22 protein-coding genes are annotated in these 25,888 nt (G+C 72.1%); 8 read left to right on the top strand and 14 right to left on the bottom strand.

Translation table 11 applies throughout. The features are described 5' to 3' along the window. Nucleotides 1-198 precede the first annotated feature (198 nt). Entirely contained in the window at nt 199-3,276 is a 3,078-nt protein-coding gene (locus tag AC1DW8_RS14500) for a hypothetical protein (RefSeq protein ID WP_478094867.1), read from the top strand. Between the two features lie 141 nt (nt 3,277-3,417). On the opposite strand, the gene AC1DW8_RS14495 is transcribed toward AC1DW8_RS14500, so the two are convergent. Both AC1DW8_RS14495 and AC1DW8_RS14490 read right to left on the bottom strand, forming a co-directional pair. Continuing rightward, complete coding sequence (locus tag AC1DW8_RS14495; protein WP_478094865.1) at nt 3,418-4,680, bottom strand: class I SAM-dependent RNA methyltransferase; 1,263 nt, start codon at nt 4,678-4,680, stop codon at nt 3,418-3,420. Beyond that, a complete protein-coding gene (locus tag AC1DW8_RS14490) occupies nt 4,677-6,638 on the bottom strand; it encodes an APC family permease (RefSeq protein ID WP_056781248.1) in 1,962 nt (653 codons plus the stop codon). The genes AC1DW8_RS14495 and AC1DW8_RS14490 overlap by 4 nt, the downstream gene beginning before the upstream one ends. Nucleotides 6,639-6,843: 205 nt before the next feature. Between AC1DW8_RS14490 and AC1DW8_RS14485 the strand changes: the two genes are divergently transcribed. Then, nucleotides 6,844-7,506 carry a potassium channel family protein gene (locus tag AC1DW8_RS14485; RefSeq protein WP_056781006.1) on the top strand — a complete coding sequence of 221 codons (663 nt, stop codon included), beginning with the start codon at nt 6,844-6,846 and terminating at the stop codon, nt 7,504-7,506. Nucleotides 7,507-7,529: 23 nt separating this feature from the next. Continuing rightward, entirely contained in the window at nt 7,530-8,216 is a 687-nt protein-coding gene (locus AC1DW8_RS14480; protein WP_056781009.1) for a potassium channel family protein, read from the top strand. A 24-nt stretch (nt 8,217-8,240) separates the two neighbouring features. On the opposite strand, the gene AC1DW8_RS14475 is transcribed toward AC1DW8_RS14480, so the two are convergent. The 5 genes from AC1DW8_RS14475 to AC1DW8_RS14455 all read right to left on the bottom strand — a co-directional run bounded on the left by AC1DW8_RS14475 (nt 8,241) and on the right by AC1DW8_RS14455 (nt 11,114). Next, nucleotides 8,241-8,978: a DUF3159 domain-containing protein gene (locus AC1DW8_RS14475; RefSeq protein WP_082620075.1), complete on the bottom strand. Its 738-nt coding sequence runs from the start codon at nt 8,976-8,978 to the stop codon at nt 8,241-8,243. Further along, nucleotides 8,971-9,366 (bottom strand): OB-fold nucleic acid binding domain-containing protein, encoded by a 396-nt coding sequence (locus AC1DW8_RS14470; RefSeq protein WP_056781255.1) that lies wholly within the window; start codon nt 9,364-9,366, stop codon nt 8,971-8,973. The genes AC1DW8_RS14475 and AC1DW8_RS14470 overlap by 8 nt, the downstream gene beginning before the upstream one ends. 43 nt (nt 9,367-9,409) lie before the next feature. Continuing rightward, complete coding sequence (locus tag AC1DW8_RS14465; RefSeq protein ID WP_478094861.1) at nt 9,410-10,168, bottom strand: DUF3710 domain-containing protein; 759 nt, start codon at nt 10,166-10,168, stop codon at nt 9,410-9,412. Between the two features lie 95 nt (nt 10,169-10,263). Next, on the bottom strand, nt 10,264-10,761 hold the full coding sequence (gene dut / locus AC1DW8_RS14460) for a dUTP diphosphatase (RefSeq protein WP_478094859.1): 498 nt from the start codon (nt 10,759-10,761) through the stop codon (nt 10,264-10,266). 53 nt (nt 10,762-10,814) lie between these two features. Then, nucleotides 10,815-11,114 (bottom strand): DUF4193 domain-containing protein, encoded by a 300-nt coding sequence (locus AC1DW8_RS14455; protein ID WP_020145516.1) that lies wholly within the window; start codon nt 11,112-11,114, stop codon nt 10,815-10,817. 348 nt (nt 11,115-11,462) lie between these two features. Between AC1DW8_RS14455 and AC1DW8_RS14450 the strand changes: the two genes are divergently transcribed. Continuing rightward, on the top strand, nt 11,463-11,648 hold the full coding sequence (locus tag AC1DW8_RS14450) for a hypothetical protein (RefSeq protein WP_020145515.1): 186 nt from the start codon (nt 11,463-11,465) through the stop codon (nt 11,646-11,648). A gap of 128 nt (nt 11,649-11,776) precedes the next feature. Here AC1DW8_RS14450 and AC1DW8_RS14445 read toward each other — a convergent pair whose 3' ends face one another. Genes AC1DW8_RS14445 through AC1DW8_RS14435 form a run of 3 tightly spaced genes read right to left on the bottom strand, consistent with a single transcriptional unit; the run spans nt 11,777 to nt 14,495 of the window. After that, nucleotides 11,777-12,664, bottom strand: a complete 888-nt coding sequence (locus tag AC1DW8_RS14445) for an inositol monophosphatase family protein (RefSeq protein WP_478094857.1) — start codon at nt 12,662-12,664, stop codon at nt 11,777-11,779. 8 nt (nt 12,665-12,672) lie between these two features. Beyond that, nucleotides 12,673-13,800 carry a ferrochelatase gene (locus AC1DW8_RS14440; RefSeq protein ID WP_478094856.1) on the bottom strand — a complete coding sequence of 376 codons (1,128 nt, stop codon included), beginning with the start codon at nt 13,798-13,800 and terminating at the stop codon, nt 12,673-12,675. Between the two features lie 59 nt (nt 13,801-13,859). Continuing rightward, nucleotides 13,860-14,495, bottom strand: coding sequence for a trimeric intracellular cation channel family protein (locus AC1DW8_RS14435; protein WP_056781024.1), 636 nt, complete (start codon nt 14,493-14,495; stop codon nt 13,860-13,862). Between the two features lie 177 nt (nt 14,496-14,672). Here AC1DW8_RS14435 and sepH point away from each other — a divergent pair, with 177 nt between their 5' ends. After that, on the top strand, nt 14,673-16,136 hold the full coding sequence (sepH, locus tag AC1DW8_RS14430) for a septation protein SepH (protein ID WP_478094853.1): 1,464 nt from the start codon (nt 14,673-14,675) through the stop codon (nt 16,134-16,136). 116 nt (nt 16,137-16,252) lie between these two features. Here sepH and AC1DW8_RS14425 read toward each other — a convergent pair whose 3' ends face one another. Genes AC1DW8_RS14425 through AC1DW8_RS14410 form a run of 4 tightly spaced genes read right to left on the bottom strand, consistent with a single transcriptional unit; the run spans nt 16,253 to nt 21,486 of the window. After that, on the bottom strand, nt 16,253-16,945 hold the full coding sequence (locus AC1DW8_RS14425; RefSeq protein ID WP_020145510.1) for a thymidine kinase: 693 nt from the start codon (nt 16,943-16,945) through the stop codon (nt 16,253-16,255). An 11-nt stretch (nt 16,946-16,956) separates the two neighbouring features. Continuing rightward, entirely contained in the window at nt 16,957-18,117 is a 1,161-nt protein-coding gene (locus AC1DW8_RS14420) for an alkaline phosphatase family protein (protein ID WP_478094851.1), read from the bottom strand. 10 nt (nt 18,118-18,127) lie between these two features. Next, nucleotides 18,128-18,727, bottom strand: a complete 600-nt coding sequence (locus AC1DW8_RS14415) for a DUF5998 family protein (protein WP_056781029.1) — start codon at nt 18,725-18,727, stop codon at nt 18,128-18,130. 59 nt (nt 18,728-18,786) lie between these two features. Continuing rightward, a complete protein-coding gene (locus AC1DW8_RS14410) occupies nt 18,787-21,486 on the bottom strand; it encodes a bifunctional acetate--CoA ligase family protein/GNAT family N-acetyltransferase (protein ID WP_478094848.1) in 2,700 nt (899 codons plus the stop codon). A 55-nt stretch (nt 21,487-21,541) separates the two neighbouring features. Here AC1DW8_RS14410 and AC1DW8_RS14405 point away from each other — a divergent pair, with 55 nt between their 5' ends. Genes AC1DW8_RS14405 through AC1DW8_RS14395 form a run of 3 tightly spaced genes read left to right on the top strand, consistent with a single transcriptional unit; the run spans nt 21,542 to nt 25,874 of the window. Continuing rightward, on the top strand, nt 21,542-22,162 hold the full coding sequence (locus tag AC1DW8_RS14405) for a nitroreductase family protein (RefSeq protein ID WP_056825213.1): 621 nt from the start codon (nt 21,542-21,544) through the stop codon (nt 22,160-22,162). A 56-nt stretch (nt 22,163-22,218) separates the two neighbouring features. Next, entirely contained in the window at nt 22,219-24,759 is a 2,541-nt protein-coding gene (locus AC1DW8_RS14400) for a DNA gyrase/topoisomerase IV subunit A (RefSeq protein WP_478094846.1), read from the top strand. After that, entirely contained in the window at nt 24,756-25,874 is a 1,119-nt protein-coding gene (locus tag AC1DW8_RS14395; RefSeq protein ID WP_478094844.1) for a sucrase ferredoxin, read from the top strand. The genes AC1DW8_RS14400 and AC1DW8_RS14395 overlap by 4 nt, the downstream gene beginning before the upstream one ends. Nucleotides 25,875-25,888 lie beyond the last annotated feature (14 nt).

The following is a 25,888-nucleotide window of genomic DNA, read 5'->3' as shown; positions in this document are numbered from 1 at the left end:
TGCCCTCTGCCCGGACTGACCACCCACGTGAGAGTGAGTGCGCGGTCCCGACCGGTCAGGCTGATGTGCCGCCTATAGTGTCCACGCGCGGCCAGGGGGCTGCCGCCGGCCGGCCCGCTGCCGCTTGACTCACCGGAGACAGCGTTGGGTGCACGGATGCGGGGCCCGTTGGCCTGCCTCATGGCGTTGGTGGTCAGTGTGGCCACCTTGTTCACGACGACGGCGATCGCCTCGGCAGCCCCGGCGCTTCCCGAGCCCCCGTGGGGACTGAGCTCGTCGGTCGGCGTCGATGGTGTGATGCTGAACTGGTACCGAGGCTCCACCCAGACGGGCGGCGTGCCGACGACGTACGTCGTCCACCGGCGCGGCCCCGGCTATGACGCCGACTGGGTGGTGCCCACGGCCACGACGTCGACCATGTGGAGCTACGCCGACCGCAGTGCCCCCGTCGACGTCGAGGTCACCTACATGGTCACGGCCCGCAACTCGGCCGGGGACAGCGCCGAGTCAGCTCCGGTCACTGCTCGGGTCCCCGTGTGGGCGGGACCGTATGACCCGAACCGCGTGTCTCTGACACTGGTGTGGGACGAGGCCGCCGGCGGCGACGACACACAGCGCTCGACGGTGGTGGCGACCGCCTCGAGCACGCCGGCCCTGACACAGGGCTGGGACAACGGCATCTCGTTCTCCGCGGGATCCTGGCGTCAGGCACTGGTGCTCCCTGCTGACGTCGCCGATGGCACGTACACCGTCGGGGACGCGGAGGGCATGCTGAAGATGCGGGCCATGTCCGGTGACTTCTGCGGGAGCGGCGCGGGAGGCGCGGCGCCTGGCGGAACCGCGACGGTGTCGCGGGCGGCGCGTTCCGTGGACGGCCTCTACGCCTCCATCAGCGTGGATGCGAGTCTCGACTGCGGAAACGGACACCGGCTGCGCGCTGAGCTGCGCTGGCACACGCCGGAAGCCACCCACGCGCTGGCCACTTCTGCACTGACCGTGGTGACGGCCGCCCCGGGCGACTCGACCACGACACCGGTGACGGTCACGAACACCGGCACTGAGCCCCTGTCGCTGGGCGCAGCTCGGATCGTGGACTCGGCGATGTCCACGTCAGCCCCGCTGACCGTGTCCGGCTCCACCTGCGAGGGCCTGACCCTTTCGTCTGAATCTGAGTGCACGGTCACCGTCAGCTATGCGGCGGGACCCGCGGCTTCGGTGGAGGGCAACGGCGTCCTTGTCATGTCGAGCGACGTCGGCGAGTGGGAGCTGGGGACGGTCGTGGGCCAGCAGCCATCCACCTACTCAGGACCCCAGGCGGTGGCCGGATCGGCATCGCCCGGGCGGCTGGACCTCTCCTGGACGGCCCCGACGACGCTGAGCCAGAGTCTGATCAGGGGATGGCGCATCGAGGACCTCGGAAGCGGCACCCCTCTGGCCCTGCAGACGGTGCCGGGCGGCACCACCGGTCGCACCACGATCTCCTCGCTCGTGACCGGAGCCCACGCGCTACGCGTCGTGCTGCTCACCACGGACGGGCGTCAGGTGGCGTCCGAGCCGGTCCCGCTGACGGTGGCGTCGCGGTGGCTCCTCGTCACGACGGCGAACGGGATTCGCGCCTACGACGCTGATGGCGGCGTCACCAACGGCGGCATGCTGGGCAGTGGGCGGAGTTCAACGGACGGTGTCGCCGTCTCGCCCACCCGAGACAGGATCGTCGTTTCCGAGGGCCCGTACGCCGGCTCCGTCAGGGTGCTGGGATCGTCCGGTGACGGCGTCAGGATCCTGACGTCCGACTCGCTCGTCGCCGACCGCGACCCGGATGTGAGCCCAGACGGCTCCACGGTGGTGCTGCTCAGGCCGGGCTACTCCGGCAGCCAGAACCGTGCAGCCTCACTCGTCACTGTCCCCGTCACCGGTGGACCAGCCACGGTCGTGCCCGCCTCCGCGGGTCTGTCCAGACCTGCGTGGACCCCGGACGGTGCGGCCTTGGTCGCCACGACAGACTCCGAGGCGGGACTGGTGCGGGTCAACCCTGTGTCGGGATCCCGGACTCCGATCCCCGGAACGGCCGGGGCAGCGGCACTGGCCGTCTCGCGCTCCGGGCGCGTGGCGTACGCCCTCACCGGCTGGGGCGGCTCGGGCGAAATCCGCGTCACCACGCTCAGCGGGGGCGCGTCCACCCTCGTCGGGACCCACGCCGGCGCCACGGACCTCTCGTGGGACCCCACAGGGCAGTTTCTTGCCGTGACCGGAGCACCCTACGGCGACCCGCCCACCACCCGGCTGTTCGACCTGCGCTCGGCGACCCCGAAACTGGCCCGGCAGCTTCCGGGCGGCTCGTCCGTGTCGTGGCTGGTCCCTACCTCGGCCGCTCCGTCGGCCTCCCTCGCGGCCCCCGCCTGGACGACGTCGACCGCGAACCTGACCGTCGGCGCCACCGACCCTGACGACGCCCCGGGTGGCCTGCGGCGCGAGTGCCAGCTCGACGGAGCCGCCTGGGCTCCGTGCTCGCCGGTGTGGTCACTGGCTGCACTGCGGACGGGGCAACACTCGAGCGCAGTCCGCGTGACGGACCCGAGCGGTCAGCAGTCCGCGATCGCGCGAACGACCTGGTCCGTCGACGTCACCGTGCCCACCGTCGCTCTCGGCGCCCTGCCGTCGGTGCTGACGACCACGGCACTCAAGCTGGCCTGGACGGCCAGCGACTCCGGCGGCTCTGGCCTCGGCTCAGTGGAGATCCGCTACCGCGCGGCGCCCTGGAACGCAGGCTTCGCCGCGTTGACCTACCCGACAGCGTGGCGTGCACTGCACGGCACGAACGTGTCGACGACACTGACAGCCGGGAAGCAGTACTGCTTCAGCGCCCGGGCCCGCGACTCTGCCGGCAACCTCAGCGCATGGAGCGGCGAACGGTGCACATCGGTCGTGCTCGACGACCGTGCCCTGGCCGCCTCGGCGGGGTGGACCCGCGGCGCAGGCAGCGCCTACGCGTTCGGCACCGTCTCCCGTGCGACCAGCACCGGGGTGTCGCTGACCCGCACCTCGGTGCAGGCGCGCCGCGTCGCGATCGTGGTGACGACCTGTCCCACCTGCGGAGCGGTCGACGTCTACCACGCCGGAGTCAGGCTGGGACGCGTCAGTCTCTACAGTGCTACGACTGTGTACCGCCAGATCCGCTGGCTGCCCCTTCAGACGGTCACCCGCACCGGCTCCGTCGTCATCCGCACGACGTCCACGAAGGCGTCCGGTGTCGACGGCCTCGCCGTCATGCACTGACGCAGGACCCGCCCAGACTCGCCGCGCGTGCCGCGCGTGCCGCGCGTGCCACGCGTGCCGCCGAGATCCTCCTCGCCCGGTGCTCGCCCCGCGGCGCGGACGTGACCACCCCCGGGCTGAGGTGCTGCGCGTTGGAAGAGCTCAGGCGCTCGTCGAGCCATCTTGCGGCTCGAGCACGGCGATGCACTCGACGTGGTGGGTCATCGGGAAGGCGTCCCAGGCCTCGAGCGAGACGAGGCCGTAGCCGTGGGTCACAGCCGCCTTGACGTCGCGGGCCAGGGCTGCGGGGTCGCACGCGACGTAGACGACGCGTCGGGGCCCCATCCCGGCCACCAGGGCCATGACGTCCTTGCCGGCACCCGTCCGGGGCGGGTCGAGCACCACGAGGTCTGCCGTGACGCCCTGTCCGACGAGCGACCGCAGCTCACGGTCGACACGGTTGGCGCGCCACTCGACGTTCTCGAGGTGCTCGGTGTTGGACTCGCCGTTCTCGACCGCTCGGCGATCACCCTCGACGCCGAGGACGAATCCGTCCGGCGCGACGAGCTCGCCGAGCCGCATCGTGAAGAGACCCGAGCCCGCGAAGAGGTCGAGGACGCGGTCCCCCGGCTCCGCTCCGAGCAGCGTCGACACGCGTGACAGGAACGTCGTGGCCGCGCCCGGGTGCACCTGCCAGAAGCCCCGGGCCGAGACGACGTACTCGCCCTCCCAGTCCCCGTCGCGGGCCAGCTCGCCGACGAGGCCTCCGCCGCCCTCGGGCGCAGGCAGCGGCACGAGCACCGGCTCGTCGGGGTGCACGGCATCGATGACGTCGACCGACTCGACGTCCGGCCACTCGGTGTCGAGCACGCCGGAGTCGATGACCGCCCGCGTGGCGATGAGGCAGTCCTCGACGGGAACGATGTCGCTCGACCGGTGTCCGCGCAGACCCGCTCGGCCGGCACCGTCGACGGCGAACTCGACCCGGGTGCGCCAGCGCAGCCCTTCCTCGTCGCCCGGCACCGGCTGGACGACGACATCGACGTCGAGGCCGGCAACGCGCGCGAACTGTTCCCGCACGACGGCACCCTTGAGCGCCCGCTGGGTGTCGAGGGACGCGTGCTGGAAGTCGCAGCCACCACAGAGGCCCGGGGCGGCATACGGGCACGGTGCGGTCACACGACCAGGCGCGGCCTCGAGCACCTCGACGGCGTCGGCGCGCACGAAGCTGTCACCGACGCGGCCCTCGGTGACGCGTGCGACGACGCGCTCACCGGGCAGCGTGTGGCGCACGAAGACGACCTGACCCTCGTGACGGGCCACGCAGTGGCCGCCGTGGGCGACGGGTCCGACCTCGACGGTCCACTCCCTCCCGACGAGAGACTCGCCACCGGCGGCCCGCTCGCGGTTCTGGCGACCGCTCACAGCGCTCCACCGCGCACCGAGCCGCTGATCGGGGGCTCGTCGATCCAGTCGCGCTCGGCGCCCTCGGAGGACTGCAGCTGCCACGGGACGCTGACGACCATGACACCTGGTGTGAAGAGCAGCCGGGCCTTGAGGCGCAACGCGCTCTGGTTGTGCAGCACCTGCTCCCACCACTTCCCGAGGACGTACTCCGGCAGGTAGACCGTGACGATGTCGCGCGGGTTGCCGCTGCGGATCGACCGGACGTAGTCGAGGATCGGCTTGGTGATCTGGCGGTACGGCGAGGACAGCACCTTGAGCGGCACCGGGATCTCGCGCTTGTCCCACTCGTCGAGCAGCGCCTGCGTCTCGTCGGGGTCGACGTCGACCGTCACGGCCTCGAGGTAGGACGGCCGGCTCGCCCGGGCGTAGGCCAGCGCGCGCATCGTCGGCTTGTGCACCTTGGAGATGCAGACGATGGCGTGCACGTGGCTCGGTAGCATCGGCCGCTCGACGTCCCAGTCGATGGCCAGCTCGTCGCGCACCCGGTTGTAGTGCTTCTTGATCCCGAGCATGAGGACGAAGAGGACGACCATCGCGAGGATGGCGTACTTCGCCCCGGCCTGGAACTTCGTCAGGAGCACGACGATGAGCACCGTCGCCGACATCGCCGCGCCGACGGCGTTGATGACGCGCGAGCGCTGCATCCGGGCCCGCTCCTTGGGGTTGCGCTCGAGCCTGAGGTGGCGCGTCCAGTGCCGGACCATGCCCACCTGCGAGGTGGTGAACGAGACGAACACCCCGACGATGTAGAGCTGGATGAGAGCCGTGACCTCGGCCTTGAAGACGATGACGAGGACGATGGCCGCACCGGCGAGGATGAGGATGCCGTTGCTGAAGGCCAGCCGGTCGCCGCGGGTGTGCATCTGCCGGGGCAGGTAGCCGTCGCGGGCGAGGATCGAGCCGAGCACCGGGAAGCCGTTGAACGCCGTGTTCGCCGCGAGGACGAGGATCAGGCCGGTGACGATCGAGACGAAGACGACACCGATCGGGAAGTTCGCGAACACCGACTCGGCGAGCTGGCCGATCGCGGTGTGCTGGATGTACGAGTCGCCGACAGGCTGCCCGTCGCGCAGCAGCTGGGCGCCCGGGTTGTCGGCGATCTTGACGCCGGTCCACTGGCTCAGCGCGATGATCGAGCCGAGCATGACGACCGACAGCGTGCCCATGAGCAGCAGGGTCGTCGCGGCGTTGGCGCTCTTGGGCTTCTTGAAGGCGGGCACACCGTTGCTGATCGCCTCGACGCCGGTCAGGGCGGCACACCCGGACGAGAAGGCGCGGAGCAGGAGGAACGCCGCGGCCAGACCGGTGAGACCCTGCCCCTCCTCGGGCTTCAGGGTCAGGCCGGCGCTCTCGGCCGGGGTCAGGGAGCCCGTGAAGTGCTGGATGAAGCCATAGATGCCCATGCCGATGATGGCGAGCATGAAGGCGTAGACCGGCACGGCGAAGGCCTTGCCCGACTCGCGCACCCCACGCAGGTTCATCGCCGTGAGGAAGGCGATGAGAGCCACCGCGACGATGACCTCGTGCCCGCGCACGAACCCGAGCACCGTGGCGGCGTTCTGCACACCCGACGAGATCGACACGGCGACGGTGAGGACGTAGTCGACGAGAAGGGCGCTGGCGACGGTGAGGCCGGCCCGTGGGCCGAGGTTGACGGTCGCGACCTCGTAGTCGCCGCCACCCGAGGGGTAGGCGTGCACGTTCTGGCGGTACGACGCCACCACGACGACCATGACGAGGACGACCGCGACGGTGACCTGCCAGCTGTGCGTCGCGACGAAGGCGCCGCCCGCCAGACCGAGCATGAGCAGGATCTCGTCGGGCGCGTAGGCCACGGACGAGAGGGCGTCGCTCGCGAAGATGGGCAGCGCGAGGCGCTTGGGCAGCAAGGTCTCCCCGAGCTTGTCGCTGCGCATCGCGCGACCGAGGAGGAGGCGCTTGAACAGCGAACCGGTACCGGGCACGACGCAACTGTATGACGGATCAGCTCCCCGCACTGACCCACTCGGGACGTCGTGGACGCGACCCCGAGAACGTATGCCGTCCCGACCGTTTCGCTCCCCGGTCCGGCCCGCGCGGCCTGCAGAGTGGGCGACGGCGTCACGGTGTAGCGTCGCGTCCGTGCACTTCGTCATCATGGGATGCGGCCGCGTCGGGTCGACCCTCGCCCGCACCCTGGGCCGCAACGGCCACGACGTCGCCATCATCGACGCGGACGCCTCCGCGTTCCGCCGGCTGGGCACCTCCTTCGAGGGCCAGACGGTCACGGGCATCGGTTTCGACCGCGACACCCTCATCGCCGCCGGCATCCGCGAGGCCTACGCGTTCGCGGCCGTCAGCAGCGGTGACAACTCCAACATCCTCGCCGCCCGCGTGGCGCGCGAGACGTTCGGCGTCGAGCACGTCGCCGCCCGCATCTACGACCCGCAGCGCGCCATGGTCTACCAGCGCCTCGGCATCCCGACCGTCGCGACGGTGCGCTGGACCGCCGACCAGATGATCCAGCGGCTGCTGCCGCAGGGCGCCGTGCCCGAGCTGACCGACCCGAGCGGCAAGATCGTCATCGCCGAGGTCCCCCTCGCCGAGGGCTGGGTCGGCCGGCACCTCACCGACCTCGAGGAGCAGACCGGTGCCCGCGTCGCCTACGTCACCCGGCTCGGCGAGGGCACGCTCCCCCGGCCCGACATGGTCGTCCAGCAGGGCGACCTCGTGCACCTCACCGTCCCGCGCGACGACCTCGCTCGCGTCGAGCGGCTCTGCGACCAGGCCCCGGCCGCCCACTGACCGGCACAGGAGAAAGCAACCCCATGCGCGTCGTCATCGCCGGAGCCGGAAGCGTCGGCCGCTCCATCGCCCGTGAGCTGCTCGGCAACGGGCACCAGGTGCTGCTCATCGACAAGGACGCCGACGACGTCCAGGCCTCGCGCGTGCCCGAGGCGTCGTGGCTGCTGGCCGACGCCTGCGAGCTCGCCGCCCTCGAGGAGGCCCGGCTAGAGGAGTCCGACGTCTGCGTCGCCGCCACCGGTGACGACAAGGCCAACCTCGTGCTCTCGCTGCTCGCCAAGACCGAGTTCGGCGTCCCGCGCACCGTCGCGCGCGTCAACAACCCCAAGAACGAGTGGATGTTCGACGAGTCGTGGGGCGTCGACGTCGCGGTGTCCACCCCACGCCTGATGACGGCGCTCATCGAGGAGGCCGTGAGCATCGGCGACCTCGTGCGCATCTTCGAGTTCCAGCAGGGCCGGGCCTCGATGGTCGAGATCACCCTGCCCGAGGGCAGCCCCTTCGCTGGGCGCCGCGTCGGTGACGTCGACTGGCCCACCGACACCGTGCTCGTCGCGATCATCCGCGAGGAGCGCCCGCTCGCTCCCACGCCCGACGACGCGATCGAGGCCGGCGACGAGCTGCTCTTCATCACGACGACGGAGCAGGAGGACCGCCTCCAGGACCTCGTCGCCCCGGGCGAGCGGCACCACACGAGCCTCGAGGACTGATCCCGAGGTCGCCGGCGTCGAGCGTCAGGCGAGCCGCGAGGGGTCGATCGGGGTGCGCCCGCGGAGCAGGATGGCACCCATCGCCGTGATGGCGAGCAGGTAGGCCGGCCAGCCGAGGACCACCTTGGCCACCCCGAGCGCGGCCACCTGCTCGGCGAGGTAGAGCGGCACCATGATCGAGAGCCGCACGACGTTGAGGGCGATGAGCACCCAGGCGAGGCGTGCCGCGACCGTGACGATGCCGGAGTGGCGACGCCACCACGTCGGGTTCTCGGCGAACGCCTCGGGCTCGGCGACGCCGACGACGAAGCCGAAGAGCGGCCACCGCGTCAGGTTCGTCACGAGCAGCAGGACGAGCAGCGCGGCGTTCTGGAGCATGCCCGGCAGGAAGGCGTCCTCCGCCCGACCTGACCGCAGCGCGAAGAAGGCCGAGATCCCCACGCCCGCGGCCGCGTACGCGATGAAGCGGGGGTCCTGTCGCTGCACGAGACGCACGAGCAGGAGGACGGCCACGAGGACACCGGCGACCACGAGGGAGGTGCGGAGGTTCTCGGTGCGTGCCCACACGAGGGCGAACGCCAGGGTCGGGACGGCCGACTCCACGGCGCCGCGCCACCCGCCGATGGCGTCGGACAGCTTGTCGCGGAGCAGCTCCTCGACCGTGTCGTAGCGGCGCAGGTCGGCCTCGGAGCGGACGACCGCGTCGCCCTCCCCGGCGCGTTCTCCGCCCGGGCCGACGGCCCGGCCGTCGGCGTCAGCCATGCGCCTGCCCCGCCCGGCCGATGAGCTCGTACGCCGGGTTGAACATCGTCTTGACCTTCCGGCGGGTGGTGATGCGGCCCGTGGCCTGGATCTTGACACCGGGGATGATGCCGGCGATGCGCCGACGGCCGAGCCACACGAGGTGCAGCGACTCGGTGCCGTCCCAGACCTCGACGTCGAGCGCGGGCGTCTCCTCGCGCGGGCGCAGCGTCACGGAACGCACCTCGCCGCACACGGTGACCGTGATCCGCTGGGGTGCGTCGCCGATGTGCACGACGCCGTCGAGGTCCGAGGACTCACGGCGCAGCTCGGCCGCCTCGATCTCGTGCGACGAGCGCGTGAGGCGGTCGGTGAGCCGACGCAGGGCGCCGGGCTGGCCCGTGGTCACGGGTGCGTCCGGCTGGGACGCGGTGCGGGACACGGGCCGGCCATCAACGGACCTCGGTGATCTCGGGTCCGCGCTCGAACGGGTTGAGGTCGGGGCCGCCCTCGACAGCGCCCTCCTCGGCCTGGACGGCGCCGTCGGCGTCGGGCAGGCGCAGGGGCAGCAGCTCGCGGGGAGGCATGGCCTCCTCGCCGCGGTCGATGACCGTCGTCCGGATCACGTCGTGCACGGCCTCGGCGGCGGCCGGCTCGATCGCGGCGCGGCCGGAGACCACGGCTCGGAGGAACCAGCGGGGGCCGTCGACGCCGACGAAACGGGCCGGCATGAAGACGGTGCGGCCGTCGGGTCCGGCCTGCGGCATCCGGGTCAGGAGCTCCTCGCCGAACTCGCCGGTGAGCACCTCAGCGGTGCCGCCGGCATCGACGATGCTCGCGGCGATCTCGTTGCGGATGTCGATCCAGACACCCTCGGTGCGCGGGGCCGCGAAGGCCTGCAGCTGCACCGCCGACTCGCCGATGACGGCCGTCACGCCCGTGATCTGCTGCTCCTGCTCGTTGACCTCGAGGCGCAGCTCCATGCCCTGCTGTCCACGCAGCCAGATGGCGCCGAGGTTGAGGTAGTCGGAGTCGTCCTCGACCTCGCTGCGGTCGAGCGGTCGGGACGTGGCCGAGGCGGCGGTGTCACCGTCCGCGTCGCCGTAGAGCGCGCCGTCCTCGGCGAGCTCGTCCTGCTCGAGGTCGTCGGCACGGTCCACGGCATCGGTGTCCGGGCGGTCCTTCGACTTGCCCCGGCTGAAGAGTCCCACGTCATTCCGTCCTTTGAGTCCTGCTGCACGGTGGGCACGATGCCCGCCCGCGGTCGTCGGCGCTGACGCAGCGCCCGGCGAACCGTATCCGATGATCACGCCCGGGTGGGCGTCTCCCCCGGTGTCGGCGAGGCGGCGCCGCCGGTGGCGAACCCACCGGTGGATCCGTGTCCAGTGTCCCCCCGACTGGTCTCGTCGAGCGAATCCACCTCGACGAACTGCACGCGCTCGACCCGCTGGACGACCAGCTGGGCGATGCGGTCACCGCGCCGCACCGTGAACGGCTCGCGCGGGTCGAGGTTGACGAGGTTGACGAGGATCTCGCCCCGGTACCCCTCGTCGACCGTTCCGGGGGCGTTGACGATGGAGATGCCGTGGCGTGCGGCGAGGCCGGAGCGCGGGTGCACGAAGCCCGCGTGGCCGGCCGGCAGGGCGAGGGCCACGCCGGTCGGGACGAGAACGCGCTCCCCCGGCTCGATGGTCACGTCGACGCGCGAGCAGAGGTCGGCACCGGCGTCACCGGGGTGCGCATAGCGGGGCAGCGCCAGGTCGGGGTCGAGCCTCCGGACCGGGACAGCACAAGGGTCGGTCACGAGGACCGACCCTACTTGCTCCTGGCCGTGCTGCTGCCCGGTGTGGAATGCGCTCAGGCGGCGCACTCCGTGCAGATCATCATGCCATTGCTCTCCTTGGCGAGCTGGCTGCGGTGGTGGACGAGGAAACAACGCCCACAGGTGAACTCGTCGGCCTGCTTGGGCAGGACGCGCACCGACAGCTCCTCACCGGAGAGGTCGGCGCCCGGGAGCTCGAAGCCCTCGGCCTGCTCGGTCTCGTCGACGTCCACGCTGGACGACGTCTTGTCGACCCGACGGGACTTCAGCTCCTCGATGGAGTCTTCGCTCAGATCGTCGTCAGTCTTGCGTGGCGCGTCGTAATCGGTTGCCATCTCGTTGTCTCACTTCTACTCGTCTGCGCCTTGCGGTCTGTGACGCGGAGAACGCTCGTGGGCCCGTGCTTGTTCCCGGAGAACCCGTGCGATCAACGACGTTGTTAACAGCGACGAAACATGTCCGCGTGCGCGTATGGTGCCCGATCCCCACCGCGTTGTCACGTTGTCCGAGCCAAGGCCTGAGACGCGGGCCCTCCCGCACCACTCACGCCTACCCTTTTCGGACGAACAGTTCACCTGGGCTTTGCCATTCGCCGACCATCGCGGGTGCACATTGGTGGTCCTACGGCGCGGTAGGGTCTCCGGACTCGACCGATCGACAACCCAGGCCCGGAGGTGGCACCCATGACCGAGTTCGTCGACCAGATCAGGCAACGTGTCAACGACGCGCTGGGCGACCTCGCCGAGGCGCGACAGGCGGGTGACGACTACCGCGTGCAGGTGCACACCGGCGAGCTGGAGTCCTTCGCCCGTCTCGCCACGGAGAACGGCATCCGCGTCCCCGAGCTCGAGCCGTTCCAGGCGGCCTGAGCGGCGTCCCAGCGACACACCACGACACCAGCGGGCGTATGCCGTCCGCTCCTCCAGGACGACAGACGCCCCACCCGGCACGGCCGGGTGGGGCGTCGTCGTGTGTCCTGGGCGCACGCGCGTGACGGTCAGCCTGCTGCGTCCACCGGCGCGACGAAGAGGGCGCGGACCTGCTCGACGAGGGCGGGCCCCGCGGCGACGGTGAGGGCAGTGCCGGGCGCCGACCCGGGCTCCTCTCCCGCGCCGACGACGACGCCCCCGGCCTCCTCGACGACGAGCCAGCCCGCCGCGAGGTCCCAGGCGTTGAGCCCGGTCTCGGCGTAGGCGTCCACGGACCCCTCGGCCACCCGCACGAGGTCGAGAGCAGCGCTGCCGATGCGTCGGATGTCGCGGACGAGGGGCAGGACCCGCCGGAGCACCTCGGCCTGCCGGGCGCGCACCTCGGGGGCGTAGCCGAAGCCGGTCGCGAGCAGGGTGCGGGCGAGGCGGTCCTCGGCCGAGACGGACAGACGCTCCGGAGCCACGGACTCGGTCGGGTCCTCGGGGCTCGTCCAGGCGCCGGTGCCCCGGCCGGCGTGGTGCACGAGGCGGCGGCAGGGGTCGGCGACGGCGCCCGCGACAGGGGTCCACCCACCCTGGGAGTGGGCGTCCCCGACGACGACGGCCACGGATACGGCATACGCAGGGATCTCGTAGAGGTAGTTGACGGTGCCGTCGATGGGATCGAGGACCCACGTCAGACCGGACGTCCCGGTGACGTCGGCACCCTCCTCGCCGAGGATGCCGTCGTCGGGGCGGGCGGCCTGGATGAGCCGGTGGAGCAGCTCCTCGGAGCGTCGGTCCATGACGGTCACGACGTCGGTCTCGGTCGACTTCGTCGCGGCGACACCCATCCGCGGCGGGCGCTCGTCTCGGATGAAGCGCGAGGCCTCGACGGCGACCTCGACGCAGAGCCGCTCGAGCTCCTCGACCGTGACTCCGTCGGGCAGCGCGGGAACGGGGCGTGCGGTGGTCATCGCGGCGCTCAGTCGCTGCCGCACAGGGCCGGACGGGCCTGCCGCAGGTTGGGGCAGCACCCGGGCGCGCACACCGACGGCATCCGACCCTCGAACTGCGGGACGTCCTCGCCGCGGGCCTCCGCCGCGCGTTCGAGCAGGGCGTCGACGAGATCGCGCACGAAGACGGAGTCGGTGCCGACCGTCGGGACGCGCACGTGGGTGAGGCCGAGCTCGTCCGCCGTCTCCTGCGCCTCGGTGTCGAGGTCGTAGACGACCTCCATGTGGTCGCTGACGAAGCCGATCGGGGCCGTGACGACCGTGCGGACGCCGGCGGCCGCGAGCTCGCGCATCCGGTCGTTGACGTCGGGCTCGAGCCACGGCTGGGTCGGCGGACCCGAGCGCGAGCAGAAGACGAGCTCGCCCGTCAGGTCGCGGCCGAGGACCCGGTTGACCTCCTCGGTCAGCTGCGACGCGAGCGCCAGGTGCTGGCGCTGGTAGAGGTTGCCCTCGCCGTCGCCCGGTCCGGACGTGTCGTCCATGGCATCGGGGATCGAGTGCGTGACGAAGAGCAGCGCGATCTCCGCGTCCGGCGCGCCGTCGAGCGTCCGCAGCGACCGGACGAGCTCGCCTGCGTTGGCGGCCGCGAACCCGGGACGCCGGGCGTACTGCGACACCTTGTCGATCTGCAGCTCGACACCGTCCTCGGCCACCGTGGCCGCGGCGTCCGCGAGGTTCTCGCGGTACTGGCGACAGGAGGAGTAGCACGAGTAGGCACTCGTCGTCAGGGCGACGACACGGCGGTGGCCGGCCGCGTGGCTCTCGCGCAGGGCGTCGTCGATGAAGGGCTCGCTGTTGCGGTTGCCCCAGGCGATCGGCGTGCTGATGTCGCGCGCGTCGAGCTCGGCGCGCAGGGCCGCGATGAGCGCCCGGTTCTGGTCGTTGATGGGGCTGCGGCCCCCGAAGTGGTGGTAGTGCTCACCGACGGCCTCGAGACGCTCGTCGGGGATGCCCCGTCCGGCCGTGACCCGCCGCAGGAAGGGCATGACCTCGTCGGGCGCCTCGGGACCACCGAAGCCGAGGAGGATCACGGCGTCGTACGGTTCGAGCGGCGAGGGCTGGGGCTCGTCGGGCGTCGGTGCTGCGTCAGGTGTCATGTCTCCGCCATCGGTGGGTGAAAGGGTGCGTGGGACGGGTCGGCTGTGGTGCGCCGTCGTCAGGTCGGGTTGGAGCGCAACGGGGTCGGGGCGTTGAGGTCGAGGCGGACGGCGAGGATCCGGAGGGCGAAGACCAGACCCGCGGCGGTCCAGAGCACCCAGTCCTGGAGCGAGCCGAGCTGGGCGGCGACGACGACGAGGATGGACCCGAGCATGGCCGGGACGGCATACAGCTCGCGGCGCAGCACCTCGGGCACCTGGCCCGCCAGCAGGTCGCGCACGACCCCGCCCCCGACCGCCGTGATGACGCCGACGAGGACGGCCGCGATCGGCGACACCCCGAGCGTCGTCACGGCCTTGAGACTGCCCGCGACCGCGAAGGCCCCGAGGCCGGCGGCGTCGAGGACCCGGACGAACCGGGTGATGCGCTCGACGCCCGGGTGGAAGAGGAACGTGACGAGACCGCCGAGCGCCGCGGCGGTCAGCAGCCGCCAGTCGCTGATGCCGACCGGCGGGATGTCGCCGATGAGCAGGTCGCGCAGGATGCCGCCGCCGAGGGCCGCGGCACAGGCCAGCACGAGCACCCCGAAGAGGTCGAAACGCTTCTTGACGGCCACGAGGCCGCCGGAGAGCGCGAAGACGAACACGCCGACGAGGTCGAGGGCGAGCTGCGCGGACGCGAAAGAGGTAGGCATGCCAGAGCAAACGGTACCCGTGCGGCGTGGTCGCTTTGGTGGGCACCCGGCCCGGTGGCATGCTCGACAGCACGGCGCACGGCCGGCCCCTCGGGACGCGACATCACGTCGCGCGACGCGAGCCACCGGGCACCTTCACGGCAGGACCACGCAGACTCGGTACCGGGAGACCCACCCATGCAGCACCTCAGGCTCGTCGGCGTCCACGAGGACGGATTGCACCTGCTGCTGGCCGACGACGAGGGCCACCGCTTCTCCGTCCCCCTCGACGACTCGCTCCGTGCCGCGGTGCGGCGCGACCGACCGCGGCTCGGCCAGCTCCAGATCGAGATCTCGGGAGGCCTGCGGCCCAAGGACGTCCAGGCGATGATCCGGGCCGGCCTGACCGCCGAGGAGGTCGCCGAGCGCGCCGGCTGGCCCGTCGAGAAGGTGCACCGCTACGAGGGGCCGATCCTCGCCGAGCGCGAGCACGTGGCCGGCCTCGCCCGCCAGGTCCGGCTGCGCCCGCGCGGCGGCTCCCACGGTGCAGCACCCACCCTCGACGCGCGCGTCACCGAGCGTCTGCGCACCCGCGAGATCGACTCCGTCACGGCACGCTGGGACTCCCGTCGCACCGACAAGGGCGCCTGGACCGTCCTGCTGCTCTTCACCGCCGGTGGTCGCGAGCGCGAGGCCGCCTGGCAGTACGACCCACTCGCCCGCACCGTCTCGGCCGTCGACGACGAGGCCCGCTGGCTGAGCGAGGACGAGGACCAGCAGGTTCCCGGCCCGATCCCGGCCCCGCACCTCAGCGCCTCGAACCGTCCGAGCCGCGTCTACGACGTCGAGGCCGAGGGTGGGGTCGGCGCCTCCACGATGCGCCGCCGCGAGGGCGAGACCGTCGACCTCATGGCGGCCATGCGCGAGCGCAGCGCCCAGCGCGGCCGTCGTCGCCGTCCCAAGTCCACCGAGGTCCCCGGTCTCGACGAGGCGCCCGAGGAGGCCCTGCCGCTGGAAGAGCTCGCCGGCGACCCCCGCGACGAGCTGCCTCCCCCGGCGCACACGCACCCGGAGGACGACCCCGAGGTCGTCAAGACCGGATCCGTCGAGCAGCGCGTCGGGGTCGACGCCGCCCGCCGCAAGGCACGCCGTACCGAGCCGACCCAGCCGGTGCGGCAGGCGCCCGAGCCGACGACCGACCAGGACGCGGACCCGGCGCCGGGCGAGCCCGGGCCCGTCGGCGCCCACGAGCCCGAGCGCCCGCCCGCCTCCGAGCCCGAGTCGGATGCCGAGCAGCACGGCACCCACGAGATAGACCTCGCCGACGTCGAGGCGGACGCCGCGGATGCCGTCGTGGACGAGACGCCGTCCGAGCCCGTCCCCGTCGAGCAGCCGCTGCGTCCGGCCATGCGCCGCCGCGAGGACGCCCGACGGCTGTCACGTGTCCCCACCGCGCAGTCCGAGCCGTCCCTTGACGCCGACGACGGCGACGAGTCCGCCGAGTCCGCCGAGCCCGAGGACGACGGCTACGACGTCGTCGAGCAGAGGGCCGCGGCCCCGGCGGCCAAGCCCGTCCCCCGACCCGCTCCTCCGGCGCGCAAGTCGGGACGGCCCAGCGTGCCGAGCTGGGACGACATCATGTTCGGCCGCAAGAACGACTGACGGCGCCGCGCCTCACACGCCAGTCGCGCCCGATGAGCTCGGGGCCGCTGCACCCGGGTGAGCGGCCCTCGGGAGCCCGCGGCACGGCATACGCCATCGGTGGGCGAGGGACTCCGCTAGTCGGCCTGGGTGATCGGCAGCGGTGGCAGCGGGCACACGTCGAGGTCGAAGGGCAGCACCTCGGGCGAGATCGCGGCGGCCCGCGCGGCGTGCGAGGTCATCCGTCGCATGTAGTGCCGCCGGCAGAGCACCTCGTACTCGACGAGACCGGTCGTGCCCGGCTTCGTGTCGCCGACGACGACCTGCTCCCCCTCGACGACCATGACGCCGTCCATGACTCGGGCGTTCGTCGTCGCCCGACGGCCGCACCAGCACAGCGCCTCGACCTGGAGCACCTGCACCTTGTCGGCGAGCTCGATGAGCCGCTTGCTGCCCGGGAAGAGCTCGGTGCGGAAGTCGGCGGTGATGCCGAAGGCGAAGACGTCGACGTCCATCTCGTCGACGATCCGCGCCAGCTGCTCCACCTGGTCGCTGGTGTAGAACTGGGCCTCGTCGCAGATGAGGTAGTCGATGCGGGTGCCCGCCGTGGCCCGGTCGACGATCGCCTCCCAGAAGTCGAGGTCGTCGCGGACCTCGAGCGCCCCGGTCGACAGACCGAGCCGCGAGCTGAGGACGTTGGTGCCGGCGCGGTCCATCTTGGTGAAGATGAGACCGACGCGACCCCGTGCGCCGTGGTTGTGGTCCATCTGGAGGGCGAGGGTCGACTTGCCACAGTCCATGGTCCCGGAGAAGAAGACGAGCTCAGCCACGAGGCACCACCCTAGGCGCCGCGGCGGGGTGGCACCACGACCACCGGCACGGCGAGTTCCGCGTCGCTCGTCGAGCCGTGCAGCCCGAGCAGCGCGACCACCTCGCGGCGCATGAGCCCCGAGTGGACGACGGCGAAGGACCCCTCGGTGACGACGAGCAGGTCGCCGATGCGGCCCTCGACCCCCGCTCGCACCGGGCCGAACCACCCCTCGTCGACGGCGCGCTCACGGGTGAGGATCCGGGCACGGTCACCGAGACGGGCTGCCCACGCCTCCTCGACGTCGGCGGCGGCGGCGGGCTCCGCGTAGAGCTGGAGGTTGCGCGGCTCGCCGCCGAGATGGCGCACGCCTGCCATGAGACCGGGCTCGTGCACGAGGTCGATCCGGTCGTGGAAGGGCACGTCGACCATGCCGTGGTCGGCCGTGACGACGATCGAGGTGTCGTCCGGCACGCGAGCAGCGAGCTGTCGCAGCGCAGCGTCGACCGACTCGACCTCGTCGCCCCACTGCCACGACTGGCAGCCGTGGACGTGGCCGATCTTGTCGACGTCGCCCCAGTAGAGGTAGACGAGGGCTCGTGGCGTGGCCCGCACGGCTGACGCGGTGGCCGACACACGGTCGTCGAGTGTGCGTCCGGCGCGGAAGCGCCCGCCGCGCAGCGCGGCGGTGGTCAGGCCCGACCCGTCGAAGTAGTGCGGACCCACCATCGTCACCGAGACGCCGGCGTTCTCGGCGGCCTCGAAGACGGTCTCGTTCGGCTGCCAGGCGCGCGGGTCGGGACCGTCCTCCCAGGACAGCTCGTTGAGCAACCGGTCGGTGGCCGGATCGAGCACCTGCATGCCGACGAGCCCGTGCGAGCCAGGAGGAAGGCCGGTGCCGAAGGTCCCCATCGAGGTCGCGGTCGTCGTGGGGAAGCCGCACGGCACCCGGTGGGCGGTGCCCAGATGGCTGCGCAGGAAGGGTGCGTGGCCGCTGCGCTGTCGCAGCAGGTCGTGACCGAGCCCGTCGACGAGCACGACGACGGTGCGCGGGACGGTGGGTAGGTCGAAGACGTCGCGGCCGGCATACGCGGGCACCCCGAGTCGGTCGGCGACCGACGGGAGCACGGAGGCCAGGGTGCCCGCCGACCAGTCGGTCGGCGTCGGCGCGTGGGCGGTCACGTCGTCGGCCACGGTGCGCTGGTCAGCGGGCCGTGCCGCCACCGATGCTCGCGGAGAGCACCCGGGCGAAGCTCATGGCCCGACCCACGGCGTCCTCACCGTCGGCGGCCGAGCTGATGCGCAGCGAGATGTCGTCGGAGGCGATGGTGCCCTCGAAGCCGTGGTCGGCCGTGCAGTCGGGGTCGCCGCAGGCGGCAGGGATCATGTCGAGCCGGCTCACCGCTCCCCACCCGAGCGTCAGCGTGAGGTCACGGCCGTGCGTGCCCGGCGCGAAGGTGTCGGGCTGCGCCACGACGTGGGTCAGCATGACGCCCCGGACGGCGGCGAGTGGCACCGTCTCGGTCGTGGCCGTCGCCATGAGCTTGTCCTCGGACTCGGCGTGGTCGTCGGCATGGGCGATGACGAGCCGCTGCGGGGTGACGACGAGCACGGTCACGTGACGGCGCACCGTCTCGTGGTCGAAGGTCGTCTCCTGGTGCACGAGGTGCGAGACGACCTCGTCGTCGGCGATCGCCGACTCAACGACGTCGCAGACGAGCGAGGGGTAGTAGCCGGCACGGGTGATCGCCTCGGTGAGGTCTTCGGGAAGGGCTCGGCCGGTGCCCGGGGTGACGCGTCGCATGCCCCCATCCTTGCACCAGCGCGGGCGTGACCTCTCCGAGCGGTCCACACCGTGCTGCGTCAGGTCATCCGGCGCCGGCCCGGGTCCTTGCGCACGAGCGCCGGTCGCACGACGACCTCGGCGCCGAGCACGTCGACCCCGCCGGTCCAGGCGTTGACGGGGTTGAGCTCGACCGAGGACAGCTCCGGGTGGTCGTCGGCGAGGACCGACAGCCGCGCGATGAGGTCGGCGAGCGCCGCCCGGTGCACCGGGGCGGCGCCGCGGTGGCCGCTGAGGAGCGGCGCCGCCTTGACGCTGTCGATGAGGTCGGTGACGTCGACGTCGGTGAGCGGCGGGATGCGGTGCGCGACGTCACCGAGCAGCTCGGTGGGCGGCCCGGCGACGGAGAAGCTGACGACCGGACCGAAGAGCGGGTCCTCACTGGCGCGGATGACGCAGGACACGCCGGGCACGGCCATCCGCTGCACGACGAACCGGTCGGCGCCGAGCGGCCCGAGACGCTGGGTCAGCGACGTGTGCGCGTCGCGGACGGCCTCGGCGTCGACGAGGTCGCCACGCACCCCGACGAGGCCGGGCTGGTGACGCACGACGGGCGAGGTCGACTTGAGGATGACGGGGTAGGTCAGCTCGTCGGCGGCAGCCACTGCCGCGTCGACGCCCGCGACCTCCACCGCCGGCCAGACACGTATGCCGTAGGCGCCCAGCAGGTCTCGCGCCTCCTCGCGCGTCAGCGCGCGTCCGTCGGGACTGCCTGCGAGATAGCCCTCGAGGAGCGACTCCGCACGGAGCCGGTCGATGCCCACCGGGGCAACCTGGGTGCCGCGGTCGCGCTGGCGCCAGAGGGCATACCGCGTGACGGCGTTGAGGGCCCGGATGCCGTCCTCGGGCATCGAGTACGCCGGCACCGACCGCCGGATGCCGTGCTGCTCGTAGGAGAGACCGTCACCGACACCCCGCATGCCGAGGAACGTCGCGACACAAGGCTTCTCGTGGTCGGCGACGATGGTGCGGACCGCCATGTGCACCTCCTCGTCCTGGGTCACGAGGGGCGGGATGAAGGCGGCGACGACGCTGTCGACCTCGGGGTCGGCGAAGGCCGCGTCGAGCGCGGCGGCGAACTCCTCGGCCGAGGCCTGCGGCGGCAGCGAGACGGGGCCGTGCGTCACCCGCAGTCCCCAGCTGACGCACGCGCTCGCACTCAGCGCGCCGAGGGCGTCGGAGTTGCCGACGATGGCGACGCGGTCGCCCTTCGGCAACGGCTGGTGGAGCGTCAGCTGGGCGACGTCGAAGAGCTGGTGGACGTTCTCGACGCGGATGACGCCGGCCTGGCGCAGCAGGGCGTCGAACGCCTGAGGGGGCACGTTGGTCACCCTGGTGCGGTGCCCGGGAGGGGCGGCGAAGCTCGACACCCCCGAGCTGACCACGACCACGGGCTTGACCGCCGCGAGCGCTCGGGCGATGCGTGAGAACTTGCGCGGGTTGCCCATCGACTCGAGGTAGAGGCCGACCGTGTCGGTCTCCTGGTCGTCGATCCAGTACTGCATGAGGTCGTTGCCCGAGACGTCGACGCGGTTGCCGGCCGACGCGAACACCGAGATGCCGAGGCCGCGGCGGGCCGCCGAGGCGAGCACCGCGACCCCGAGCGCACCGCTCTGGGCGAAGAGGCCGAGCCGACCCGACTCGGGGATGACCGAGGCGAGGGTGGCGTTGAGGCGCACGGACGGGTCGTTGTTGATGAGGCCGAAGCTGTTGGGTCCGACGATGCGCATGCCGGCGCGGCGCACTCGACGACGGAGCTTCTCCTGCAGGCGGACTCCTTCCGCGCCCGCCTCGGCGAACCCGGCCGACAGGACGAGGAGCGCCTTGACCCCGGCCTTGCCGCAGTCCTTGACGACCTCGATGGCCTGTGCCGCCGGCACGACGACGATCGCGAGGTCGACGGGCTCGGGCACGTCGTGGATGCTCGGGTAGGCCGTCAGGCCCTGGATCCGGTCGGCCACCCGGTGGATCGGGTAGAGCTCGCCCCGGTAGCCGGCGGCGAGGATGTTGCGCATGACGAGGGCACCGATCGACTCCTCGCGCCGGCTCGCGCCGATGATCGCGACCCGCTCCGGGAAGAGGATCGTGTGCATGCTGCGGGACTCGGCGCGGTGCTCGCGCGAGAGCTGGACGGCCTTGCTCTGCTCGGTCGGCGAGATGTCGAAGGACACCTCGACGACGCCGTCCTCGATGTGGTGCGTGACCTCGTAGCCCGCCTCCTTGAAGACGGTGAGCATCTTGCGGTTCTGCGGCAGCACCTCGGCGACGAACCGGTTGATGCCCAGCTCCTGGGCGATGGCGGCGAGGTGCTCGAGCATGACCGAGCCGATGCCCTTGCCCTGGTAGTGGTCCGAGATGTTGAAGGCGACCTCGGCCGACGTCGGGTCGATGCGGTCGTACCGGCCGATGCCGATGATCTCGCCGTCGAGCGTCGCGACGAGGGCGACCCGGTCGTGGTGGTCGACGTGCGTGAAGCGGTGGAGGTCGCGGGCGCTCAGCTCGCGCAGCGGGGCGAAGAAGCGCAGGTAGATCGACTCCTCCGACTGGAGGCTGTGGAAGTGGCGGATGCCGTCGGCGTCGTCGGGCGCGATCGGCCGCACGTGCGCCACGGTGCCGTCCCGGAGCACGACGTCCGCCTCCCACTCGACGGGGGCACCCGTGGCCTGCGCCGAGACCCGCTCGATCGCACCGGTGTCGTCGCTGAGCTCGCCACCCTCCATGCCCTCATCGTGTCACGTCGGGCTGCGCGGCCCCGGGAGATGGGAGTGTGGTCGCATGGAGTTCACCGACGTCGTCCGCTCCCGACGCATGGTCCGTCGCTACGACCCCGACCGGGAGGTCCCGCGCGAGGTCGTGGAGCGCTGCCTCGCCAACGCGGTGCGCTCCCCCAGTGCCGGGTTCAGCCAGGGCTGGGACTTCGTCGTGCTGACGACACCGCCCGAGCGGGACGCCTTCTGGGCGGCCACGACGGAGCCCGGCGCGGCGAGCGACCCCTGGCTCGACGGCATACGCGCCGCCCCGGTGCTCGTGCTGTGCCTCTCGCACAAGGACGCCTACCTCGACCGCTACGCGGCGCCCGACAAGGGCTGGACCGATCGGGACGAGGCGCGCTGGCCGGTGCCCTACTGGGACGTCGACACGGGCATGGCCTCGCTCCTCATCCTGCTCACCGCCACCGACGAGGGCCTCGGCAGCCTCTTCTTCGGGGTGCCGCCGGAACGCCACGGCGCCGTCCACGAGGCGTTCGGCATCCCCTCGACGCGCAGCATCGTGGGCGTCGTGTCGATCGGGTATGCCGTCCCGGGACCCAGGAGCCCGAGCCTCCGACGGCACCGGCGCACCGGTCGCGACGTGGCTCACTGGGGCCGTTTCGGCGTGGCAGGTGAGAACCCGTGATCACCCTGCGCGAAGATGGGGTGTTCACCCGCTAGCGGCAAGGAGCACCACCCGGCATGGCCCGTGGAAAGACCCCCCCGCCTCCACCGGAGGACTTCGAGGAGAAGATCGTCGGCATCGACGTCGAGGAGGAGATGCAGAACGCCTTCCTCGAGTACTCCTACAGCGTCATCTACAGCCGGGCGCTGCCCGACGCCCGGGACGGGCTCAAGCCCGTCCAGCGACGCATCCTCTACGGGGCCAACGAGCTCGGGCTGCGTCCCGACCGCGGCCACGTCAAGAGCCAGCGCGTCGTCGGCGAGGTGATGGGCAAGTACCACCCGCACGGCGACCAGGCCATCTACGACGCCCTCGTGCGCATGGCGCAGCCGTTCACCCTGCGCCTGCCCCTCGTCGACGGTCACGGCAACTTCGGCTCGCTCGACGACGGTCCGGCCGCGGCCCGCTACACCGAGGCGCGCATGGCCAATGCCGCGCTGCTCATGGTCGCGGGCCTCGACGAGGACACCGTCGACTTCGTCCCGAACTACGACGACACCCAGCTCCAGCCCGGCGTGATGCCCGCGGCCTACCCCAACCTCCTCGTCAACGGCGCGGCCGGCATCGCGGTCGGCATGGCCACGAACATGCCCCCGCACAACCTCGTCGAGGTCATCGGCGCCGCGCGGCACCTCATCGCCAACCCGACGTGCTCGCTCGAGGACCTCATGAAGTTCGTCCCGGGGCCCGACCTGCCCTGCGGCGGCAAGATCGTCGGCCTCGAGGGCATCCGCGACGCCTACCTCACCGGGCGTGGCAGCTTCCGCACCCGGGCGACGGCACGCATCGAGTCGATCACGCCGCGGCGCAAGGGCATCGTCGTCACCGAGCTGCCCTACCTCGTCGGACCCGAGAAGGTCATCGACAAGGTCAAGGACCTCGTCCAGGGCAAGAAGCTGCAGGGCATCGCCGACCTCAAGGACCTCTCGGACCGACAGCACGGCCTGCGCCTCGTCATCGAGATCAAGAACGGCTTCAACCCCGACGCCGTCCTCGAGCAGCTCTACAAGCTGACGCCGATGGAGGAGAACTTCGGCATCAACAACGTCGCGCTCGTCGAGGGCCAGCCGCGCACCATGGGCCTCAAGGACCTCCTCAAGGTCTACGTCGACTTCCGCACCGACGTCGTGCGCCGACGCACCGCCCACCGCCTGGCCAAGCGCGAGGAGCGGCTGCACCTCGTCGAGGGACTGCTCATCGCCATCGTCGACATCGACGAGGTCATCCAGGTCATCCGCGGCTCCGACGACGCCGGCACCGCCCGCACGCGGCTCATGGACGTCTTCGACCTCTCCGAGGCCCAGGCGACGTACATCCTCGACCTCCAGCTGCGCCGGCTCACCAAGTTCTCGCGCATCGAGCTCGAGAACGAGAAGACCGAGCTCGAGCGCGCCATCGAGGAGCTGCGCGCCCTGCTCGACAACGAGAAGCTGCTGCTCAAGCTCGTGTCGACCGAGCTCGCCGACGTCGCCAAGGCGCACGGCACCCCGCGTCGCACGGTGCTCCTCGAGAGCTCAGGTGCCAGCGCGACGGCGACGGCCGCCTCGCCGCTCGAGATCGCCGACGACCCGTGCTGGGTCCTGCTGAGCTCGACCGGCCTGCTGGCCCGCACCGGCACGGCCGAGCCCGTCACCGCCGAGGGCTCACGCTCGAAGCACGACGTCGTCATCGGCGCCGTCCGCACGACCGCACGCGGCGAGTTCGGGCTCGTGACGAGCGCCGGCCGGATGGTGCGCCTCTCGGCGCTCGACCTGCCGACCCTGCCGCCGACCAACGGCTCCCCCACCCTGTCGGGCGGTGCGCCTCTCGCGGCGTACGTCGACCTCGGCAAGGGCGAGGAGCCGGTGACGATCGTACCGATCGGTGCCGACGCACCGGTCTTCGCCGTCGGCACGGCGGCCGGTGTCGTCAAGCGGGTCACGTCCGAGGCGCCCAAGAGCAACGACTGGGACGTCATCAGCCTCAAGGACGGCGACCGCGTCGTCGGAGCCGCGGTCGCCGACCGTGAGGACCTCGACCTCGTCTTCGTCACGACCGACGCACAGCTGCTGCGTTTTGCGGCGAAGTCCGTTCGCCCACAAGGCCGCTCGGCCGGCGGCATGGCGGGCATCAAGCTCGCCGCCGGCGCCCGAGTCGCCTTCTTCGGCGTCGCCGACCCCGCCCGCGAGGGTGTCGTCGTCACGTCGTCCGGCTCGTCGGGTGCGCTGCCCGGCACCGAGGGCGGGTCGCTCAAGGTGACGCCGTATGCCGAGTACCCCCCGAAGGGACGCGCGACCGGTGGCGTTCGCTGCCACCGCTTCCTCAAGGGTGAGGACACGCTCGTGCTCGCCTTCGCCGGCAACACCCCGGCCCGCGCCGCCGCCGCCAACGGCGTCGCCGTCGAGCTGCCGCCCGCCGACGGTCGCCGCGACGGCTCGGGCGTCCCGACGGCCGCGGTCATCGCGCACGTCGCGGCCCCACCCGCCACCTCCCAGTCCACCGACGCGGAGTCGGGGGTCGCGGTCACGACGGATGCCCTCGGCGATGGCGACGCCCCGTCCGACGGCGGCGACGCGTGACCCCGCCTCCCGGCGGCAAGGCCGCCCGCCGCGCTGCGGCGGCCGCGGCTGCAGCCACGTCCGCCGCGTCCGCGGCGTCCGCAAAGGTGACGTCGGTCGTCGACGCGATCTCCGGATCGCCCGAGCACGCCGAACCCGAGCACGCCGAGCACCCCGCGACGACCGGATACGGCACCCCGGCCTCCGACGCGTGCTCGGTCCTCTGGGACCACGACGGCACGAGCGCCTACGGCACGGCGGCCACGGCGCGCTTCTTCGTCATCGTCGAGCAGCCCGGCCCGTGGGGCCGCGACGCGGCACGCGAGTCGCACCTCGACCGGGAGCTCGGCGCCGAGCTCGAGGGCCGCACGAGCCGGGCAGGTGGGCGCTTCATGCTCATCCGACGCCCGGGCGGGCATCCGGCCAACGACGGCCCCCGCCACGTGTTCGTCGCGCACGCCGGTGCGCGTCCCGAGGACGCCTGGCTGCTCGTCGCCGAGGTCGACCACGTCGGCGACCTGCTGGGACTCGACTGGGGCGCCCTCGCCCGCGGCAGCCGCGCCCTCGTGCAGGCCTCGCTCCTCGGCTCACGCCCCGCTGAGCCCACGCTGCTCGTGTGCACCAACGGTCGTCGCGACGTCTGCTGCGCCGTCCGAGGACGCCCGCTCGCCGCCCACGCCGCGCGGGTCGCCCCCGGCCGGGCGTGGGAGGTGTCGCACACCGGCGGTCACCGCTTCGCGCCGACTGCCGTCCTCCTGCCGTGGGGACAGACCTTCGCGCGCCTCGACGAGCGGGCGTCGGAGTGGCTCCTCGGAGCGAGCGAGTCCGGGCACCTGCCTGCCGAGCTGCTCGGCCCGCTCCACGACCGGGGCCGCTCCGGCGTCGCCGGTCCGTCGCAGTGCGCCGAGTCCCACGTCCGCTCCGAGACGGGCGAGACCCGCCTCGCCGCGCTGTGGGCCGACGCCCCCGAGGCGGTCGACGACGGCTGGGACGTCACCGTCACGCACGCCGACGGGCGCCGCTGGCACGTTCGCGTGACGCGCGAGCCCGCCGGTCGCACGCGCCCCGAGTCCTGCGGCAAGAAGGCGGTCGAGGTGCACGAGCACCGAGCGACGATCGTCGAGGCGTGGTTCTAGCCACGCATCGGGAC

The sequence above is a fragment of the Terrabacter sp. P2_E3 genome (genome assembly GCF_056403915.1).
The sequence above is the reverse complement of the archived record's forward strand: the minus strand, read 5'-3'. Positions and strand labels throughout refer to the sequence as shown.

Coding starts and splice junctions, on each gene's coding strand:
- AC1DW8_RS14490 (WP_056781248.1), bottom strand. CDS start 6,638: ATGCGCAGCGACAAGCTCGGGGAGACCTTGCTGCCCAAGCGCCTCGCG.
- AC1DW8_RS14480 (WP_056781009.1), top strand. CDS start 7,530: ATGCGCGTCGTCATCGCCGGAGCCGGAAGCGTCGGCCGCTCCATCGCC.
- AC1DW8_RS14475 (WP_082620075.1), bottom strand. CDS start 8,978: ATGGCTGACGCCGACGGCCGGGCCGTCGGCCCGGGCGGAGAACGCGCC.
- AC1DW8_RS14455 (WP_020145516.1), bottom strand. CDS start 11,114: ATGGCAACCGATTACGACGCGCCACGCAAGACTGACGACGATCTGAGC.
- AC1DW8_RS14450 (WP_020145515.1), top strand. CDS start 11,463: ATGACCGAGTTCGTCGACCAGATCAGGCAACGTGTCAACGACGCGCTG.
- AC1DW8_RS14445 (WP_478094857.1), bottom strand. CDS start 12,664: ATGACCACCGCACGCCCCGTTCCCGCGCTGCCCGACGGAGTCACGGTC.
- AC1DW8_RS14440 (WP_478094856.1), bottom strand. CDS start 13,800: ATGACACCTGACGCAGCACCGACGCCCGACGAGCCCCAGCCCTCGCCG.
- AC1DW8_RS14435 (WP_056781024.1), bottom strand. CDS start 14,495: ATGCCTACCTCTTTCGCGTCCGCGCAGCTCGCCCTCGACCTCGTCGGC.
- sepH (WP_478094853.1), top strand. CDS start 14,673: ATGCAGCACCTCAGGCTCGTCGGCGTCCACGAGGACGGATTGCACCTG.
- AC1DW8_RS14415 (WP_056781029.1), bottom strand. CDS start 18,727: ATGCGACGCGTCACCCCGGGCACCGGCCGAGCCCTTCCCGAAGACCTC.
- AC1DW8_RS14410 (WP_478094848.1), bottom strand. CDS start 21,486: ATGGAGGGTGGCGAGCTCAGCGACGACACCGGTGCGATCGAGCGGGTC.
- AC1DW8_RS14405 (WP_056825213.1), top strand. CDS start 21,542: ATGGAGTTCACCGACGTCGTCCGCTCCCGACGCATGGTCCGTCGCTAC.
- AC1DW8_RS14400 (WP_478094846.1), top strand. CDS start 22,219: ATGGCCCGTGGAAAGACCCCCCCGCCTCCACCGGAGGACTTCGAGGAG.